The organism is Paenibacillus sp. YPG26, from assembly GCF_023704175.1.
Taxonomy (GTDB): domain Bacteria; phylum Bacillota; class Bacilli; order Paenibacillales; family Paenibacillaceae; genus Fontibacillus.
Window position 1 is genome coordinate 1400755 of sequence record NZ_CP084530.1, and the last position, 19390, is coordinate 1420144.

15 protein-coding genes are annotated in these 19390 nt (G+C 48.2%); 14 read left to right on the forward strand and 1 reads right to left on the reverse strand.

What is annotated here, in order from left to right; all coding sequences use genetic code 11:
• The first annotated feature begins 45 nt into the window (after positions 1–45).
• From LDO05_RS06460 to holA, 4 genes are all read left to right on the forward strand, one after another.
• Positions 46–2643: a DNA internalization-related competence protein ComEC/Rec2 gene (locus LDO05_RS06460; protein WP_251378041.1), complete on the forward strand. Its 2598-nt coding sequence runs from the start codon at positions 46–48 to the stop codon at positions 2641–2643.
• A gap of 190 nt (positions 2644–2833) precedes the next feature.
• Positions 2834–3382: an RNA polymerase sigma factor gene (locus LDO05_RS06465; RefSeq protein ID WP_251378042.1), complete on the forward strand. Its 549-nt coding sequence runs from the start codon at positions 2834–2836 to the stop codon at positions 3380–3382.
• Positions 3379–4593 carry a zf-HC2 domain-containing protein gene (locus tag LDO05_RS06470; RefSeq protein WP_251378043.1) on the forward strand — a complete coding sequence of 405 codons (1215 nt, stop codon included), beginning with the start codon at positions 3379–3381 and terminating at the stop codon, positions 4591–4593. Before LDO05_RS06465 ends, LDO05_RS06470 begins: the two co-directional genes overlap by 4 nt.
• 270 nt (positions 4594–4863) lie before the next feature.
• The gene (gene holA, locus LDO05_RS06475) at positions 4864–5883 is read left to right on the forward strand and encodes a DNA polymerase III subunit delta (protein WP_251378044.1); all 1020 of its coding nucleotides are present in this window, start codon (positions 4864–4866) and stop codon (positions 5881–5883) included.
• Positions 5884–6006: 123 nt separating this feature from the next.
• Here holA and rpsT read toward each other — a convergent pair whose 3' ends face one another.
• The gene (gene rpsT / locus LDO05_RS06480) at positions 6007–6279 is read right to left on the reverse strand and encodes a 30S ribosomal protein S20 (RefSeq protein WP_068616180.1); all 273 of its coding nucleotides are present in this window, start codon (positions 6277–6279) and stop codon (positions 6007–6009) included.
• Between the two features lie 161 nt (positions 6280–6440).
• Here rpsT and gpr point away from each other — a divergent pair, with 161 nt between their 5' ends.
• From gpr to dnaK, 10 genes are all read left to right on the forward strand, one after another.
• Complete coding sequence (gene gpr, locus LDO05_RS06485) at positions 6441–7457, forward strand: GPR endopeptidase (RefSeq protein WP_251378045.1); 1017 nt, start codon at positions 6441–6443, stop codon at positions 7455–7457.
• 142 nt (positions 7458–7599) lie between these two features.
• The gene (locus LDO05_RS06490) at positions 7600–8877 is read left to right on the forward strand and encodes a stage II sporulation protein P (protein WP_251378046.1); all 1278 of its coding nucleotides are present in this window, start codon (positions 7600–7602) and stop codon (positions 8875–8877) included.
• A gap of 41 nt (positions 8878–8918) precedes the next feature.
• A complete protein-coding gene (locus LDO05_RS06495; RefSeq protein WP_251378047.1) occupies positions 8919–9515 on the forward strand; it encodes a hypothetical protein in 597 nt (198 codons plus the stop codon).
• A 108-nt stretch (positions 9516–9623) separates the two neighbouring features.
• On the forward strand, positions 9624–11441 hold the full coding sequence (gene lepA, locus LDO05_RS06500) for a translation elongation factor 4 (protein ID WP_251378048.1): 1818 nt from the start codon (positions 9624–9626) through the stop codon (positions 11439–11441).
• A 406-nt stretch (positions 11442–11847) separates the two neighbouring features.
• Positions 11848–13071, forward strand: coding sequence for a radical SAM family heme chaperone HemW (gene hemW, locus LDO05_RS06505; RefSeq protein WP_251378049.1), 1224 nt, complete (start codon positions 11848–11850; stop codon positions 13069–13071).
• A 141-nt stretch (positions 13072–13212) separates the two neighbouring features.
• Positions 13213–13674, forward strand: a complete 462-nt coding sequence (locus tag LDO05_RS06510) for an N-acetyltransferase (protein ID WP_251378050.1) — start codon at positions 13213–13215, stop codon at positions 13672–13674.
• A gap of 237 nt (positions 13675–13911) precedes the next feature.
• Entirely contained in the window at positions 13912–15474 is a 1563-nt protein-coding gene (locus tag LDO05_RS06515) for a trypsin-like peptidase domain-containing protein (RefSeq protein ID WP_251378051.1), read from the forward strand.
• A gap of 195 nt (positions 15475–15669) precedes the next feature.
• On the forward strand, positions 15670–16698 hold the full coding sequence (hrcA, locus tag LDO05_RS06520) for a heat-inducible transcriptional repressor HrcA (RefSeq protein WP_251378052.1): 1029 nt from the start codon (positions 15670–15672) through the stop codon (positions 16696–16698).
• A 48-nt stretch (positions 16699–16746) separates the two neighbouring features.
• Positions 16747–17364 carry a nucleotide exchange factor GrpE gene (gene grpE / locus LDO05_RS06525; RefSeq protein ID WP_251378053.1) on the forward strand — a complete coding sequence of 206 codons (618 nt, stop codon included), beginning with the start codon at positions 16747–16749 and terminating at the stop codon, positions 17362–17364.
• A gap of 49 nt (positions 17365–17413) precedes the next feature.
• Positions 17414–19258 (forward strand): molecular chaperone DnaK, encoded by a 1845-nt coding sequence (gene dnaK / locus LDO05_RS06530; protein WP_251378054.1) that lies wholly within the window; start codon positions 17414–17416, stop codon positions 19256–19258.
• The last annotated feature ends 132 nt before the right edge of the window (positions 19259–19390 follow it).

Sequence of the window (19390 nt, forward strand, 5' to 3'; positions counted from 1 at the left end):
TTTTCTTTTTGTTTTTGCGAAATCTTTTGCGGGAGGGGGAAAGTAATGGCTCGTAGACCACTAGTGACTGCAGCGTGTCTGTGGATCGTGGGAAGTGTGATGGCAAGTCAGTTCCATAATTGGTCTTTCTGGCTGCTTTGGGCAGGCTTGTCCTTGGCGTTTCCGCTTATAAGCTACTTGAGCAGGTGGACCTGGAAGCAGACAATGATCTGCTGGCTTGTTGTCTCGGCATCAGCCCTGTATTGGAATTATAACGAGTTCCGGAATGTGAGCGCGATTACAGATATTCTGGATACAAATGGGATAGCAGCGGAAGAAGCGGTGATCAGCAAGGCAAAGGGAGTTATTATCTCGGCACCTGAGACGGATGGGGACAGAACGGACTTCAGGATCAAGCTCACAGACCTCTCTATAGACGGGCCGGGAGGGAAATCTCTGACTGATAACGACCTTGCTAGTGAGAAAGTGATTGTGCAAGTCCGCTTGTTAAGAGAGGAGGAGCTTATACTCTCCAAGAAATGGACCCGCGGACAGCATGTTACATTGACGAGTGTAAGTCTGACGGCTCCGGCACCAGCCCGGAACTTTGGGGGATTTGATTACAGCGAATACCTGCACCGGGAACATATCCATTGGCTGTTCAAAGTGAAAGGGGCGGCGCATGTTCAGACAACAGAGGCCAACTGGAGCTTTGCTGCCATTATGGCCTGGAACGACCAGCTCAGAAATACACTTGCCAGCCGGATCGGCCAATTGTTCAAGGAGCCGAGTGCCGGGTTCATGCAAGGTCTATTAATCGGTGTTACTGATGGGCTCGATCCAGAGACATACAGCAGCTTCACGCAGCTGGGCCTAACCCACATTCTAGCTATTTCGGGCGGCCATGTCGCCATTAATATGGGGATTTTGTTTTGGCTGCTAAGGCGGTTCAAGGTTACTAAAGAGAAGGCCTACCTTGTTGTCCTCATATTTATACCCTTCTATGTATTATTAACAGGGTTCACCCCGTCGGTAGTCCGTTCGGGAATCATGTCTATGCTGGGCGTCTACCTGCTTAGAAAGGGGCTCTTTAAGGATACGCTCAATATATTAGCGGCGGCGGCACTATGTATGCTGATGTGGGAGCCGTACTTTTTGTACAATGTTAGTTTTCAGCTGTCTTTTATCGTCACCGCTGGATTAATTGTGCTTGTCCCCCTTGTGAATCCCTTATTGACCTTTCTCCCGGGAAAAGTAAGAACCGCCGCATCCATGACCATCGTAGCTCAGATTGTATCGTTCCCATTAACGATCTATTATTTCAACCAATTCTCTCTGCTCTCGCTTGCCGCTAATTTCATCATCGTTCCGATAGTAGGGGTGTTCTCCTTGTCAGCCGGGACTGCTGCTCTTCTGCTAAGCTTAATATGGCTGCAATTAGGCAGGTGGGCGGCTTATCCCGCCCATTTCATGAATGAGCTCGCTTTTATGGCGGCGTCCTGGATGAGTGGCCGCAGCGGATTTACAACGATCTGGAAATCACCAGCTGTTGGATGGATAGCTGTGTATTATATTCTGATAGGATGGTTCTTGTACTTGGGTGCAAGAAGAGCCGCAACGGAGCAGTCTGCCTTCGGTTATTCGATCGCTGGTGAGACCCAGCCTCTTGTACCGGATATGTTACATTCTTCCCGGTTCGGCGTCCGTCCAAGCCGCCACAGGCTCAGTCTCTTCACTGCGGGTCAGCTTCTCAGCTGCTGTGGATTGCTTGGACTGCTGGCTGCCGCATATCAGCCGGAGAATCCCCATAATATTGGAACGGTTCAGTTTCTTGATGTGGGTCAGGGCGACTGCACGCTTATTACCACACCTGAGGGCAGAAATATCCTGGTGGATGGCGGAGGAACCGTGACTTTTGGCAAGCCGAAGGAGGCTTGGAGGAACAAGAAAGAGCCTTACGAGGTAGGTGCGAAGGTTGTGGTTCCTTTGTTGAAGAGAAGAGGGATACACCGGCTTGACGCGATTATTTTGACACATGGGGATCAGGATCATGCAGGGGGGCTGCAAGCCGTAATGGAATCTATTCCTGTCAACGCCTTATTTATCAATGGAACGCTTGCGGATTCCAAGACGATGAAGACACTTATACATACCGCTCTTGACAAGGAGATCAAGCTGTATTCCATATCGGGAGGCATGCGGATCAAGCCGGACAGCCGCACGGTACTGGCCTTTCTGGCGCCTGTTCAGCCTGCCGGGCTGGAAGAGGAACAGGTTCCTTTTGTTAAAGAGCAGAATCATGTATCTATTGCATTTCTAATCGAAATGGATGGTGCCCGCTTTCTGTTCACAGGAGATATGGATGCGGCCTCGGAGAAAGATGTAATCCGGCAGTTGGGTTCCTCGAAGGTCCTGGGTCTGCCGGGTGTTCTAAAAGTTGCCCACCATGGCAGTCATACCTCGACATCTGAAGCCTGGCTCGACTTTTGGAGTCCGCAGGCAGCTGTCATTTCCGCGGGTGTGTCCAACAGCTACGGCCATCCACATCCCGATACCATGGACAAATTGCAAAAGCGGGGGATTAACATTCACCGCACCGATGAGATGGGCGAGATCCAAATGCAGGTGCGCAAGGGGAACATAGTCACACGGCATAAGCTCTAGCAAAAGGACTATAGTCTCTTAAGAAAGCAAGCCACTATCATCCATAACGATGGCTGGATGACTCTGTGCCAGATTTCTGGTATTCTTAGGTGAGACTTATGGCATAAATTATATTGAAAAAGACAAGATGTCATTGCAACATATTACTCAAATGTAGCGTCTGTATAGTTGCAAGGAAGGGGGATCCTTTGTGGTCGAGCAGGGACTCATCAGAGCCGCTCAATCGGGCGATCGCGACGCTCTAATTACCCTATTGCGAGAGATAGAACAACAGGTGTATCGCACAGCCTATTATATTCTAAATAATGAGCAGGATGCCCACGATGCCGCCCAGGAAGCACTCATTCGTGTCTATACCAAAATTGATTCCTATGAAGAAAAGGCGCAGTTCAAAACCTGGGTTCAGCGGATTGTAACCAATATATGTATCGACAAGTTCCGTCGTAACAAGCCTACTGTATCCATTGATGAGCATGAGATGGTATTCCAGGGCAAGGAGAACGTGGAGCGGCAGGTCATGTCGGCTTATTTGGCACAAGATATCCAGGAGGCGATCAACCGGCTTCCGGATCACCATCGCTCGGTTGTCGTCCTGAGGTATGTTCAGGACTTATCCTATAGTGAAATTGCCGATTGTCTAGACCTCCCGCTAAATACGGTTAAATCTTATTTATTTCGAGCAAGGCAGCAGCTTCAAAACTTACTTCAAGATTATCAGAAAGGTGGTGTATCAGGATGAAATGCCCGGAAGCGGTGGAATGGATGCATCGTTATTTGGACGGGGATCTGAATGCGGAAGAGAGCGATTTGCTGATCAAGCATCTTCGCAGCTGTGATGATTGTGCTGAAGCGTTCGGGTTACTGAAACATTTGTCGGACAATCTCTATCAGCTTCCGGATGTGACTCCGAAGTTCAGTATTGTCGATTCGATTCTTCCAAGGCTTGAGGAGATGGATAGAGCCCGTGCCGAAGAGGGAAGTACTCTTGAGATGACTGAGCCGGCAGTTCCTTTGATGAGAACCGTGCCGAACAAGGTTACGCAGCCGAAGCGAAGCTCTTTTTGGCAGAGGTCTTCAAGAACTTGGATTGGCGGGGTTGCGGCCGCGGCTGTTATATTAGGTTTATTTATCTATCAATATGAGCCTGTGACCGTGCCTAACGCCGAGATTGCTTCAACTGGGACCTCTTATCAAATGCAGCAGTCGATAACAGAAGACTCAGAGGTCACCGGTTCAGTTCCTTCAGATATGATCAATTCTTCTAAGATTCAAGATCAAGCTAAGAAGGTGAATCCCGAAGCAGCCCCTCAAGAGGATGGCAAGCAGGGTAATGTGGAGACAGATCCGCTGACCGGGTTGCAGACAGACGCTATTGACAGGAACAGCGCTCAGACGGATGGAGCTGCGGTATCTCCGAAGAAGGAAGGCAGCGGGGATCAGTCGTCTGTAACTCCGAAGGAGCCCCGGCAGAGTATGAAGAAAGAAACGGCGCCTGCCCAAGAGACTGCGCCGGCAGATGAACGGAATTCTTCTTCAGGGAATGACTTGCCTACTTCAGAGAAAGCAACCCCCAAAAAGCCTTCTGATTCACAGAGAGAGCAGGAGAATCAGATAGCTAAAGAACCCGACGACAAGGCTTCCTCAACGGGTCCTGTGACCAATACGGATAATTCCATGATGGGAATAACCAGCTTTAAGCCAATCAAAGTGTCTCCGGACGGAAAGTATACGGTGGAAGTGGAACAAGGACACCTGAAAGTGTATGCCAATGACGGACAGAGCCGTACGCTTCTAACAGATACGGCGCTCAATGGAGATTGGGTGAAGGGCGAATGGTCGGAGGACAGCAAAGTCTTTCATTATCAGACTATCAAGGATGATATGACCAAGGACTTCTCCTTCAATGTCGCGGATTCGAACAAGAGCAATTCCACCAATTCGTCACAATAGGAACCTTTTCAGACTTATTTGAATAGGTTATATATTAAGTAACGAGCAATGAGTTTCCTGATCGTCTATGACCGCCGGGCAGTGAGTTTCTAGAGCTTTCTTGCCTGACGTTTATATAGATGTTCCGGGACAGAGAGACCTTAGTGCCTTATGGCGCGGGTCTCTTTGTTGTTTTATCCGGAGGTAACGGCGTAAGGAGCAGGGCGGGCATAGACTTTGCAGCCTGTTTTACATACAATATAGAGGGTACGGGCAGGAGGGATATAGACTTTGGACATCAAGGCAGCAATCAAAGAAATTAAGCGGGGGCAAGTCTCCCCTTTATATTTATGTTATGGCTCTGAGAAATATCAGATTCAGGAATTCATACAGCTGATCCAGAGTCAGATTGTCGATCCGGAGAATCGTGACTTTGCAGTGGTTCATTATGATCTGATCGATACCCAAATAGAGACCGTGGTTGAAGAGGCGGAGACGTTGCCCTTTCTAGTGGACCGCAAGCTGATTCTCGTCCGCGATAGCTCGTTATTCTCAGCCGCTAAGGAAGGCGGCAAGATTGAGCATAAAGTCGAACGCCTGCTTGCTTACCTGGATAACCCGGCTGAGCATAGTGTCATGGTGTTCATGGTGAATGGTGAGAAGCTCGATGAACGGAAGAAGACCGTCAAAGCGATGAAGGCGAAAGGGCAAGTGCTATCATTCATGCCTCTTGGAGGCCATGAGCTTATCCAGTGGGTGATCAAGCAGGCATCCAGCCGTGAATGCGTAATGGATGAGACAGCGGCTCAGGCACTTCTGGCCAGTGCGGGTGTGCAGATGGCTGCGCTGTCTGCCGAAGTGAACAAGCTGTGTCTGTATGCGGGGGCTGGGGGTACCATAACGGCTGACGTGATTCATCAGCTCGTTGCACGGACAACAGAGCAGAATGTATTCGGCATGGTCGAGGATATTGCCAACCTCAAGCTGGAGCGGGCACTGTCGACCTTCTATGAGCTGCTGAAGCAGCGTGAAGAGCCAATCAAGATCGCTGCTCTAATAGCCCGGCAGTTCCGGATTATGCTTCAGGTGAAGGAGCTTGGCGGGCAGAGTTACTCCCAGCAGCAGATTGCTTCACAGCTTGGCCTGCATCCTTATGCGGTCAAAATTGCTGGAGAGCAGGCGAGGAAGTTCGAGATGAGGCGGCTCAAAAGCTCCTTGGCGGAATTAGCGGAGCTGGATTACCGGATGAAGAGCGGCCGAATTGATAAGGTGCTTGGCCTTGAGATGTTCCTACTAGGGCTTGGCGCATAAATAGATAGAGAAGGGCTGTGGCGATTAGGCTGCAGCCCTTCTTCGTGTGTCTAAGAGAATCAAAAAACGGGCACCTCCCCAAAGGGAAGTACCCGTTTCATGCATTTGACATATAATAGCGCCTTACGCTTGCTTTGTAAGAGCGTTCAATTTTTTTGCCAAGCGAGATTTCTTACGAGCAGCTGCATTTTTATGGATCAAACCTTTCGTTACGGCTTTGTCCAATTTCTTGGAAGCTGCGGCGAAAGCGGCTTTAGCTGTATCCACTTCGTTGTTAGCCAGTGCGGAATCAGCGGCTTTAACAACCGTACGAAGAGCGGACTTCTGGGAAGCGTTCAGCGCGCGGCGTTTGTCATTAGTTTTCACACGTTTAATGGCGGATTTAATGTTAGGCATTGCATTCACCTCCTGTAAAGCATCTATCGAAAATTCACAACTTAAAATATTTTAGCATGGGCCCTTGTAAAAAGCAATAAATTCATCACAAAACATCTATAGTATAATCTGCACCACTCTCCCGCACAATAAAGGAAACAGCGGATTAGGAGGTTGCAGGAATGACATTGGATCTTAGTGGGTATGCGATAAGGACGGATTTAGCCGTTGAAGCGAAGGAGCTGGCCGAACGAGTACATGGGGCGCCCATTCCCGGATTGAATGAGGATATTACGGAGGATGACGGGATCAAGGTGACCAGGCTGGATGTGCTTAATGAGTCGGCTTCCATGCAGATCGGCAGAGTCCAGGGCCATTATGTAACGATAGAGGTGCCTGCACTAAGGAATCAGGATACAGGGCTGCAGGAGAGGGTGGCAGCGACTTTTGTAACCGAGTTCACAGGGTTCTTGAATAAAATCGGGATCACCGAAGAGAAGAAGGTGCTGATTGTCGGGCTGGGGAACTGGAATGTCACGCCGGATGCCCTGGGGCCGCTTGTTGTTGAGAATATGATGGTCACACGTCACTTCTTCCAGCTTGCTCCCGATCAGGTCGCTCCGGGTTATCGCGAGGTTAGCGCAGTAGCTCCCGGGGTGCTGGGCATTACGGGAATCGAGTCCAGTGAGATTGTACAGAGCATTGCTGAACGGACGAAGCCGGATGTCATAATCGCGATTGATGCCCTAGCTTCAAAGTCTCTGGATCGATTGAACACAACCATACAGATTGCGGATATCGGTATCCACCCGGGCTCGGGTATTGGTAACAAGCGGCGTGGACTGACCAAGGAGATTCTTGGGGTACCCTGCATTGCGATAGGTGTTCCTACGGTCTGCTACGCGTCAACCATCGTGAATAATACATTCGAGCTTCTTCTGAGACATTTTGATCAGGAGCATGGCGGCTCTGGTAACGGTCAGACGAAGCAGATAATGGGGCTCATCACAGAACTAAGCGAGCAGGAAAGACTCGGTCTAGTAAAAGAAGTTCTGGACCCGCTTGGTCACGACGTCATCGTGACTCCTAAGGAAGTTGATGAATTTATTGAAGATATCGCCAATATTATTGCAAGTGGGTTAAATGCTTCGCTGCACAAGGCCATTAATGCTGACAATGTCGGTGCTTACACTCACTAAGAATCGGATCCTATGAAGTTCGCAATCTAGCGGACTTCTCTTTTTTTGTGAGAATTGAGGTTCTACCTTTTTAGCCCGGTTCATAGATTTGGAATATAAGAGTGAATCACTCTCAACCGGCTAAGAGGAGGACAAGGCGACAATGAAATCATTCAGAACCTGGAACGTGGCAAGATGGAGACAGAAAATGATGCAGGTGCTCGCAATGGGCCGCACTTTCATGCTGCTCATGGTGTTGTCGATAGTGTTTTTTATTCTGCTGGGCATAGGCGGACTGGCTGAACGAAGCTTGAACACGTCTCCCGTCTCATCTATGAAAGGACTTGCGGCCTCACTATCAAGCCGTTTCTTCGCAGATATGGTGGGTATGGAGGTTCCACATCTTGGCAATGGACAAGGCCCTTCAGCGCTGTCAGGGAAAAACATGACAAATTTCGTATTCCAGCTGCTCACCAATGTGAATCCCTCTGATCCCAAAAGCCTGCTGGCCCGTGAAGTACCGGGGCTTGGAGCGAATAATCCGGTCCTGCTTCGCACAGGCTCAGGCAACAAGAATGTGGATGCCCCTGAGGATTATAATCCGGCCGCCAACAAACCTGCTTTAGACAAGCCCGTACAGGAAGATATGAAGCCGCACAAGGATAACGCACTGAATAATGCGGAATCAGACGATAAGACGGACAAGAGCCAACGCGTGAAGCCAGGATCCAAGAAGAAAGTGGTGATGATCTATCATTCCCACCCTCAAGAAGCCTATAATCCGCTGATTGGATCAACGGGTGACAATCCAAGCTCTGCGAATTTCTCCAAAAATGTAGGTGCGGTGGGAGGCATGGTTGCGAAGGAGCTGGAACGAAAAGGACTGTCCACCCTCCATTCGCTTGCCGACTATGCCTCTACCGTCAAGAATTATAATTATAACTATTCCTACAAATACTCCCGCGCTACCGTGAAGGAGGCGCTGAGCCAGAATAAGGACTTGTCGTATTTCATTGATATTCATAGAGATTCGCAGCGTTATAAAAAGACCACCACGACATTGAACGGCGTGAATTACGCCCAGGTCTACTTTATTATCGGCCATGGCAATCCTAATTGGCGTAAAAATGAGGCGTTCGCAAGCCGCATACACAGCCGGCTGGAAAAGGCCTATCCCGGCATTTCGCGCGGAATTTGGGGGAAGACCTCGGCTCAAGGCAACGGGGAATACAATCAATCCTTCTCAGCGAACAGTGTACTGATTGAGGTTGGTGGAATTGACAATACTAAAGAAGAGCTGGAGCGCACTTCCAAGATTCTTGCGAATATGATCGCTGAAGTATACTGGAGTGATCAAAAAGCCAAGAAGGTGGACGAGCCCAAGAAAAGCAAGCCAAAGAATACGGCCCAAGCTGATAAATCGGGCCCCCCGCATGCTTGATCATGACAGGGCTAAAGAGGTGAGGGGAGGAGACTGTTTTTATGAGACGGACAGTTAGAAAAGCTTTGCTGTATGGCCTGCTGCTTGTGACAGGGGCTACTATCGGACTACAGCTTGCCGATACAACACCGGCGAATTTGGCTGTAAGAGCAGGCATGTTTCCTGCCCAGCAGTATTTGCAGCAGGGAGGTACTCCTGTGCCCGCCAATGGACTGCAGACGAATTCCCAGCCGGGAAATCCACTGCAAGGGAATGTACAGGGAATTGTGCAGCAGGGCATGAGTTATCCGAACAACACACAGCCGTTCGGACCAGGTGAAGGAGCCGCCCCTGCGTCCAACTATCTGAACACCGGGGCTTATCAGGTGCAAAGCGGGCAAGCTGTGCAGTCCAATCAGCCAGCTTCGTCGAGTCAGTCTCAGCAGTCAACTCAGCAGTCAACTCAGCAGTCAACTCAGCAGTCTGGTCAGACACAGACTGCCCCGGGAGTGCTACAGACGCCCGGGAATATTCTGCTCCCTGCTCCCCCCAAGCCGCCAATAGACCACCTTGCGGACCGAACGGGAGAACTGCTTCAGCAGGCCTCCCAGAGTGGAATTAATTGGGTGGTGTCCCTCTTCGGATCCTTAACTAACTAGGCATACAAGCACGCTGATCACTCATTCCTGAAACGCAGTCTTTAATTCAGCCCGCGTAGCTGATATAATGAGTTGATTGTACTTCAGGTTCATTTGTGGGGGTAAGGCATGACGGACATTAGAGCAAGACAGAAGAAAATCAGAAACTTCAGTATTATTGCACATATAGACCATGGCAAATCAACACTCGCAGACCGTATTCTTGAATATACGGGGGCATTAACCTCCCGGGAAATGCAAGAGCAGGTTCTGGACCAGATGGATCTGGAGCGGGAACGCGGGATCACCATCAAGCTGCAGGCGGTTAGATTAACGTACAAGGCTGATGATGGTGAAGAGTACCTGCTGAATTTGATCGATACGCCAGGACACGTCGATTTCACGTATGAGGTATCCCGAAGCCTTGCGGCTTGTGAGGGTGCGCTTCTCGTGGTTGATGCCGCTCAGGGGATCGAAGCCCAGACTTTGGCGAATGTCTATCTGGCACTCGATAATAACCTTGAGATTCTACCAGTTATCAACAAGATCGACCTGCCGAGCGCAGATCCGGATCGGGTTAAGCAGGAGATTGAAGATGTTATTGGTCTGGATGCCAGCGATGCGGTGCATGCTTCAGCCAAAGCGGGAATCGGGATCAAAGAGATTCTGGAGCAAGTGGTGAGTAAGGTTCCAGCCCCGACAGGAGATCCGGATCAGCCGCTGAAGGCTTTGATCTTTGACTCTCACTATGATCCGTACAAAGGGATTATTGTGTATGTCCGTGTCATTGACGGCAAGATCAAAGCGGGCTCCAAGATTAAGATGATGGCAACGGACAAGACGTTTGAAGTGATTGAAGTCGGTGCCTTCATGCCGCGTATGGGTATAGTGGACGAGCTTAACGTTGGGGATGTTGGCTTCATCGTTGCCGGTATCAAATCTGTAGGGGATACCCGTGTGGGTGATACTGTAACAGATGCGAAGAACCCGACGCCAGAGCCGCTTCCAGGCTACCGTAAGATCAATCCGATGGTCTATTGCGGTCTGTACCCGATTGAGACTTCAGACTACAACGATCTGCGTGAAGCGCTTGAGAAGCTTCAGCTGAACGATGCATCTCTTAGCTTCGAGCCGGAGACCTCCAGTGCGCTTGGATTCGGATTCCGCTGCGGATTCCTTGGACTGTTGCATATGGACGTAATTCAGGAGCGTATAGAACGCGAGTTCAATATTCCTCTGATTACCACCGCACCGAGCGTTATTTATAAGGTCACACTGACGAATGGCGAAGTAGTTACAATTGACAATCCTTCACATTATCCGGAAGTGGGCAAGATCGACAAGGTAGAGGAGCCATACGTTAAGGCGAGCATCATTGTGCCTAACGATTATGTAGGTACGGTTATGGAGTTGTGTCAGAACAAACGCGGTGAGTTCGTTAACATGGAGTACCTGGATACGACACGGGTAACGATCACTTATAATATTCCGTTGTCTGAAATCGTGTACGATTTCTTTGATCAATTGAAATCCGGTACCAAGGGATATGCTTCCTTCGACTACGAGCTGATAGGATATCGTCCTTCTAACCTGGTCAAAATGGAGATCCTGCTTAACGGCGAACAAGTGGATGCGTTCTCCTTCATTGTTCACCGTGACAGAGCCTTCCACAGGGGACGGCTGATCTGTCAGAAGCTGCAGAAGCTCATTCCGCGGCAAATGTTCGAGGTGCCTATTCAGGCTTCTATCGGAACAAAAGTGGTTGCGCGTGAGACGGTTAAGGCGATGCGCAAGAACGTACTTGCCAAATGTTACGGCGGAGATATTTCCCGTAAGCGGAAGCTGCTTGAGAAGCAGAAGGAAGGGAAGAAGCGCATGAAGCAGGTCGGCAGCGTTGAGGTGCCGCAGGAAGCCTTCATGGCAGTTCTGAAGATTGACGAAGATTAAGCGGAATTACGGAGAAAAGGAAAGCTGCGGCATATTCTAGGATGTAGGACAAAGTGCATAGTAGAAGTAAGCTAGTTGTGAGTGAAGAGGATGTCCATCTCCAGCCGCTTCTTGTCCGCCCTTTGCTTGATTAGATTAAGAGGTGGCAAAGGGCTCCCAAAGGCGGACGTAAACTCTTACGATTGGACATCCCCTTCCTGTGAGGCTGTGCGAACTTCATAATGACTTTGTCAGAATGCTGAAGGAAAGCCGCGAGGCTTTCCTTTTTCCGTAAGGGGAGTAGGTAGGAGAAGAAGAACAATCGACAGGATAATTATCGATTTTGAAATAGAAAGACTAAAGGAAGACTAAACAGCAGTAGAAATTATCAACAAGCATAATGCTTGTTGGTAAGGAGGGTAACAGTATGCACAACATAGCTAACTTAAAGGGTAATGGGGCTGCCGATCTGCGAACAGCAGGGGGAGAAGCGCCCAAAGCCATTTATATACACATTCCATTTTGCACGAATAAATGCTTTTATTGCGACTTCAACTCTTATGTCCTTAAGGATCAACCGGTCATGGAATATTTAAAAGCGCTGGATCATGAGATGGAGCTTACCGTACAGCAGACTCCACCCGGGGTAATCAATACTATATTTGTAGGGGGCGGTACTCCTACTGTTCTGACACCTCACGAAATGGAGTTCTTCCTGTCTTCAGTCCGGCGTCATTTTCCGAACTGGGCGGAAGATATTGAATTCACGATGGAGGCGAATCCCGGTACAACTGATTTGGAGAAGCTTGCGGTCATGAAGGATGGCGGAGTGAATCGGGTTAGCTTTGGCGTACAGGCATTCCAGAATGAACTTCTGGGACGTATCGGACGTATTCATAATACAGATGACGTATACCGCAGTCTGGAGAACGCCCATAAGGCAGGAATCAGCAATATGTCTATTGATTTGATGTTTGGGCTGCCCAATCAGACTGTTGAAATGCTGGATCAGAGCATAACCAAGGCTTTGGCGCTGGGGCTTCCGCATTATTCAATATACAGCCTCAAAGTGGAGGAGAACACGCTCTTCCATACGATGTACCAGAAGAATGAGCTGCCTCTGCCAGACGAGGAGGATGAGCTGCAGATGTATCTGCTGCTAATGTCCCGAATGAAGGAAGCGGGCTACAAGCAGTATGAGATTAGCAACTTCGCCAAGCCCGGTTATGAAAGCAAGCATAATATGACTTACTGGCGTAATGAGGACTATTATGGACTTGGGGCCGGGGCTCACGGATACGTGGGAGGGCAGCGTCATATTAATATCAAGGGCGTCAATCCTTATAATGAGGCTGCTTCAGCAGGACTGCCCCGTCTGGATCAATTCAAGGTCACGACAGAGGAAGCTATGGAAGACTTCGTTATGGTTGGACTGCGTGTGCTCGACGGAATACAGAGCCAGCTTTTCCTGGAACAGTTCGGTGTCTCTATAGAAGAAAAGTTTAAAGCACCTTTGGACAAAATGCTCCAGGCCGGCCTGCTTGAGCCGAAAACTGCAGCCGAGGGGTACAAGCTTAGCGAGAAGGGCATTCTGTTCGGAAATGAAGTGTTTGCTGAATTCATCGGCTTCCTGACCGCTAATAACGGCTAGGTTAACTTGTTCAATCCTGCTCGCTGTAACCTCCGCCTGGCCTTTGCATACCCTGTATAAATATAGTTATTTATGTATTGAAACCTTATACGACTTAGTGTATATTTATTCATATTATATACAACTCAGGGAGGCAGTATAATGGCTGTGGTATGCAGACAGGCGGTGTTATCGGACGTAGAGCCGCTTTTTGAATTGATAGAGGAATATGCACGCCGGGGCATTATGCTGCCACGCTCGCGCAAGGTTCTTGAGCGGCAGATCCACGATTTTGTAGTTGCGGAGCTGGATGGAGTCTTCGTTGGATGCGGTTCGCTTTGTCTTCTGGGACAAGATCTGGTGGAGGTGCGTTCTCTTGGGATTTCCGAAGGGTATAAAGGGATGGGAATCGGCTCCAAGATTATGGACGAGTTGATCAAGCAGGCAAGGGAGCGGAAGATTCCCAAGATTATGGCGCTGACTTATGAAGTGTCTTTCTTTAAGAAAAACGGTTTTACCGTTGTGGATAAAGAGATTTTTCCGGAGAAGGTATGGACGGATTGTGTAGTCTGCCCGAAGCAGCACGCATGTGATGAGATCGCTGTTCTGAGAATGCTGGGCTAACCGGCAAGTTTAATATTACGAATCCTCACTAATTAGCAACAGACCACTAACCTTATTAACTATTTATTTAGCTAATAAGGTTAGTGGTCTGTTTTTTTATACATAGTTCATACACCTGGGGTGAAAAAAGATCTATGTATATTGTGCTACTGTGAAAAAAGCGCTCCCTTTATTGGTACTTTTATCCTATAATTAACTGAATGTAAAATTATATATTAGATAGAATGGGGAAAAGAGATGAAGAAAGTAGTAGTGTTGGTTTTGTTCCTTTCCATGATTTTGCCTGCTACGGTATTTGGAGCTGAGAAGGGGATTTCCGTCTATATTGACGGAGTAAAGCTGCAATTCACAAGCAAACCAATTCAAGAGAATGGAACAACACTCGTGCCTTTAAGAACAATTTTCGAAGGTCTGGGTGCAAATGTGAAGTGGGATTCCAAGACACAGACCGTAAAAGCTTCAAAGAATGGGGTAAACATCGAAATTAAATTGGGACAGAAGTTCGCCACCAGAGATGGCAAGAAGATCGCCTTAACCACAAAGCCCCGTACTATTGCAAGTGTGACTTATGTACCTCTTCGATTTATCGGCGAGTCGTTTGGTAACGCGATCGAGGTGAAAGGCAAGGATATTTATATCATATCTCCAGCACCTCCTTCCTTTGAATACGTGGCGAAAGACAGTAACACACAGGCACCGTCACAGCCCGGTTCAAAGCTCACTGTACAAGAGATCGGCAAGCTGTCAAATCGTGTAGTATATATAGAGACGTATGACGCTTCCAACAAGCCGCTTGCGACAGGCAGTGGTATTGTTGTGAGTAGTGATGGCAGAATATTGACGAACTATCATGTTATTGACCAGGCATCCACGGTAAAAATTGAGTTTAATGATCAGCGTTCTTTTACAACCTCCACCTTGCTCGCAAAGGATGAAGATCTTGATTTGGCTTTGTTAAAAATTTCAGCTGCCAATTTGCCTTACGTGAATATAGGTGACTCTGCCAGTCTTCAACTTGGAGAAGAGGTTGTTGCCATCGGTTCTCCTTTGGGTTACAAGAACAGCTTGACTAGCGGGGTGGTTAGTCAAACCTCAAGACAAGTAGATGGGCAGAACTATATACAAATTTCCACACCCATAGATCACGGAAGCAGTGGAGGAGCTTTATTTAATATGAAGGGTGAGCTTGTAGGTGTAACCTCAGCACTTATTCAAAGTTCAGCTAATATTAACCTGGCTATTCCCTCAAGTGACGTGAAGATTTTCCTCTCAAAGCCTCAGACAGAGCAGAGCCTCAGTACTCTGGTGCAGTCAAAGCCAGCTCCTAACATTACTGCTGTGAATAGTGCAGGTGCTCAGGTTCTGACCAGTTATCTGAACGAGAATTACGGCGGCCTGACATACGGTGGCCTCGAAATGGATTTTGATTGGTACGTAGTACCTTCAAAGGACGGACAGCAGTATCTTATTGGCGGGTCTATGAAGGACGGGCAGCAGTGGGCAGATTGGGTTGACATGCAGGATGATGACGAGACTGCTATTCCAAGCTTGATAATATATTTATCTAACGAATTACGCAGCAATTTAAAAATATCTGATACATTCTTTTCATTATTTCTAGATGTTTATGTGGATAAATACCCAGGGAGTTTCCCTGCTGAGTCTATCACTAAAGAGGGAAGCGGCTACCGCTTGAATTATAATTTTATATTTGGCTCGGTGGACTACACTACAGGTTATTTGGATTACATTATTGACCCGGCTAACAATAAAAATATTCAGTCAATGAAAATTAACTAGATCGGTTATGTATCATAACATTTTCAATGCGCTATAAAAGGTAAAATAGTGGTTCAAAGATACCGAACTGACTTGACAATGTCTGCGTCAGTTTGGTATTTTTGTATTACCGATTAGCACTCGTTATAAGTGAGTGCTAACGATACAAAGGTAGCTGATATATAATGTACGATAAAGTCCGCTAGGAGGGATATCATGTTAACGGAACGGCAAAGAATGATTCTGACTGCTATTGTAGATGACTATATCCGTTCGGCTGAGCCAGTCGGCTCTCGGAGCATTTCCAAGCGCGGCGATGTCGGTTACAGTCCGGCTACAATCCGAAATGAAATGTCCGATTTAGAGGAGCTTGGGTTCCTGGAACAGCCTCACACTTCTGCGGGGCGGATACCTTCACATAAAGGCTATAGATATTACGTGGATCACCTTGTACCACCGGAAGCTATTGCGTCTGAGGAATTAATGCAGCTTAAGACATTCTATGCGGAGAAGCTGAATGTGCTTGAGCAGGTCATTCAACATGCGGGCACAATTCTCTCACATATGACGAATTACACTTCCATCCTACTGGGACCGGAGGTTTTTCATACTTCACTCCGCCACTTTCAACTGCTTCCTCTTAATGAGGATACGGCGGTTGCGATTGTGGTGACCAATACGGGACAGGTGGAGAATAAGACTGTATCGATTCCTGCCGGAGTATCTGTATCCGAGATGGAGAGGGTAGTTAATCTTCTGAACCGGAAGCTGGCAGGTGTGCCTATTTACAAGCTCAAATCAGCGCTTTATACCGAACTGGGTCAAGAACTGCAGCGTCATGTCTCCCACTTTGAAGAGGTGATGACGGTACTTGATCAGGCTCTGGATAGCGGTAATGAAGGCCAGCGGGTATTTCTCAGCGGCACAACAAATATGTTGACCCAGCCGGAATTCCGTGATGTGGACAAAGTGAAGAGCATTCTTGATCTGCTTGAGGAGACTCCTACTTTAATGAAGATGCTGGTTTCGGCTTCCTCAGGCTCGGGTATTCAGGTTCGTATAGGTACGGAGAATGACCATGCCGCCTTTGCGAATTGCAGCCTGATTACAGCCACCTATGCCGTAGAGGGCGAAGCACTCGGTACAATAGGCATATTAGGTCCTACCCGGATGGAATATGCCAGAGTCATCGGCATTCTGAATATTTTGTCCAAAGATATGACGAAATTTTTGTCCAAACATTAAATTGAATGAATAACTGTAATTTCCGTATTTTAAGGAGGTGAAGACATCTTGAAGGAACAACAACCTATTCAAGAGGAACTCAATAATGAGATAAAGGAAGATAACATGAACACTTCTAATGATAATGTTAATGCGCCAAATGATGATCATCTGCAGGCGGAAGGCGTTAATTCTGCAGAGGCTGGGGATGCGGTAGAGAATGCTGGGTCTTCCGATTCAGCAGAATTGGAACAGCTTCGAAATGAAGTACAGGAGCATCAGCAGCGGTTCCTGCGTTCTCAAGCTGATTTCGACAACTTCCGCAGACGTACGCAAAAAGAGAAAGAGGAGCTTGCGAAGTATGCTTCCTCCAAGCTCATTACTGAGCTTCTGCCGGTAATTGATAACCTGGATCGTGCCCTTGCGGCCGCTCAGGAGAATGCGGAAGCAGAATCGTTCTCCAAGGGCGTAGATATGATCTTCCGTCAGCTTGAGGGCATTCTCGCAGCAGAAGGACTGTCGCCGATGAATGCGGTGGGCCAGCCTTTTAACCCGGAATACCATCAGGCGATTATGCAGGTAGATTCGGATGAATATGAAGAAGGCGTCGTTGTAGAGGAAGTGCAGAAGGGCTATCTGCTTAAGGATAAAGTCCTGCGCCCTGCAATGGTTAAAGTAAGCGGCTAAATTACACATAACGAACAGAATCTAGCATCCTTAAGGAGGATATAAACGAATGAGTAAAGTTATTGGTATTGACCTTGGAACAACTAACTCCTGTGTAGCAGTAATGGAAGGCGGCGAAGCCGTTGTTATTCCTAACCCGGAGGGTGCGCGCACAACTCCTTCCGTAGTAGGCTTCAAGAAAGATGGAGAGCGTGTGGTAGGTGAGACTGCGAAGCGCCAGGCTATCACGAATCCGGACCGTACAATTATCTCAATCAAGAGACACATTGGTACGAACCATAAAGAAGCAATTGACGGCAAAGATTTCACGCCGCAGGAGATCTCCGCAATTATTCTGCAAAAATTGAAAGCTGATGCCGAAGCTTACCTTGGACAAACGGTTACTCAAGCGGTTATCACGGTTCCTGCTTACTTCAATGACAGCCAGCGTCAAGCAACCAAGGATGCTGGTAAGATCGCAGGTCTTGAAGTTCTCCGTATTGTGAACGAGCCGACGGCAGCAGCTCTTGCCTACGGTCTCGAGAAGTCCGAAGATCAGACAATCCTGGTCTATGACCTGGGCGGCGGTACTTTTGACGTATCCATTCTCGAACTGGGCGACGGCTTCTTCGAAGTTAAAGCGACAAGCGGGGACAACCGTCTTGGCGGTGACGACTTTGACCAGGTTATCATTGATTACCTCGTTGCGGAATTCAAGAAAGATCAAGGTATTGATCTGAGCAAGGACAAAGCGGCTGTACAGCGTCTGAAGGATGCGGCTGAGAAAGCTAAGAAGGAATTGTCCGGCGTTCTTACGACAACAATCTCCTTGCCATTCATCACTGTAGCTGACGGAGTTCCTCAGCACTTGGAAGTGAACCTGACTCGTGCGAAGTTCGAAGAACTGTCCGCTGATTTGGTGGAGAGAACCCTTGGACCAACTCGTCAAGCGCTTAGCGATGCGGGCATGACTCCTGCGGATATCGATAAAATTGTTCTTGTCGGTGGTTCCACTCGTATTCCTGCCGTACAGGAAGCGATCAAGAAATTGACTGGCAAAGAACCTCACAAAGGTGTTAACCCGGACGAAGTGGTTGCTCTTGGTGCTGCCGTGCAAGCCGGCGTGCTTACAGGTGACGTTAAGGATGTAGTTCTTCTCGACGTAACTCCGCTCTCCCTGGGTATCGAGACTGCAGGCGGCGTATTTACGAAGATGATCGAACGCAACACTACGATTCCTACTAGTAAATCTCAAGTGTTCTCCACTTATGCGGATAACCAGCCTAGCGTAGAAATTCACGTGCTCCAAGGCGAGCGTGAAATGGCAGCGGGTAACAAAACACTTGGACGCTTTATGCTCGGAGACATTCCACCGGCTCCGCGCGGTGTGCCGCAGATCGAGGTTACTTTCGATATCGATGCGAACGGTATTGTTAACGTATCTGCAACCGACAAAGGAACTGGCAAGAGCCAGAAGATCACAATCACTTCTTCCAGCGGTCTGAGCGATGCTGAAGTTGAACAAATGATGAAAGACGCAGAGCTGCACGCTGAGGAAGACAAGAAGCGTAAAGAGCTGGTTGAAGCTAAGAACGCTGGCGACCAACTTGTATACTCTGTTGACAAGACCATCAAGGACCTTGGTGACAAAGCCGATGCTGGTGAAGTTGAGAAAGCCAATGCGGCAAAAGATGAGCTGAAGAAGGCACTTGAAGGTGACAACCTTGAAGAGATCAAAGCAGCAACAGAGAAATTGACCGAGATTGTTCAGCAGCTTTCTGTTAAACTGTATGAGCAGGCTGCACAAGCTCAGCAAGCTGAAGGCGCTGAAGGTGCTTCTGCTGGCGGAGCGGCAGGTAAAGATAACATCGTTGATGCTGATTATGAAGTGGTTGACGAAGATAAGAAAAACTAATTCACCTGATGTTGGTGTTATAGCTTAATTTAGGTAACAGGGAAGGTCAAAGCGCATAGGCATCCCGCGCTTTGGCTTTCCTTTTGCCTAACTAAGCGCTTTGCAGTGCTAGCCATAAAGATATGGGGGGTG

Bases quoted from the DNA above. Each gene is read 5' to 3' on its own strand.
- LDO05_RS06460 (WP_251378041.1), top strand. From the start codon at position 46: ATGGCTCGTAGACCACTAGTGACTGCAGCGTGTCTGTGGATCGTGGGA.
- LDO05_RS06470 (WP_251378043.1), top strand. From the start codon at position 3,379: ATGAAATGCCCGGAAGCGGTGGAATGGATGCATCGTTATTTGGACGGG.
- rpsT (WP_068616180.1), bottom strand. From the start codon at position 6,279: ATGCCTAACATTAAATCCGCCATTAAACGTGTGAAAACTAATGACAAA.
- gpr (WP_251378045.1), top strand. From the start codon at position 6,441: ATGACATTGGATCTTAGTGGGTATGCGATAAGGACGGATTTAGCCGTT.
- LDO05_RS06490 (WP_251378046.1), top strand. From the start codon at position 7,600: ATGAAATCATTCAGAACCTGGAACGTGGCAAGATGGAGACAGAAAATG.
- LDO05_RS06495 (WP_251378047.1), top strand. From the start codon at position 8,919: ATGAGACGGACAGTTAGAAAAGCTTTGCTGTATGGCCTGCTGCTTGTG.
- lepA (WP_251378048.1), top strand. From the start codon at position 9,624: ATGACGGACATTAGAGCAAGACAGAAGAAAATCAGAAACTTCAGTATT.
- hemW (WP_251378049.1), top strand. From the start codon at position 11,848: ATGCACAACATAGCTAACTTAAAGGGTAATGGGGCTGCCGATCTGCGA.
- LDO05_RS06510 (WP_251378050.1), top strand. From the start codon at position 13,213: ATGGCTGTGGTATGCAGACAGGCGGTGTTATCGGACGTAGAGCCGCTT.
- LDO05_RS06515 (WP_251378051.1), top strand. From the start codon at position 13,912: ATGAAGAAAGTAGTAGTGTTGGTTTTGTTCCTTTCCATGATTTTGCCT.
- hrcA (WP_251378052.1), top strand. From the start codon at position 15,670: ATGTTAACGGAACGGCAAAGAATGATTCTGACTGCTATTGTAGATGAC.
- dnaK (WP_251378054.1), top strand. From the start codon at position 17,414: ATGAGTAAAGTTATTGGTATTGACCTTGGAACAACTAACTCCTGTGTA.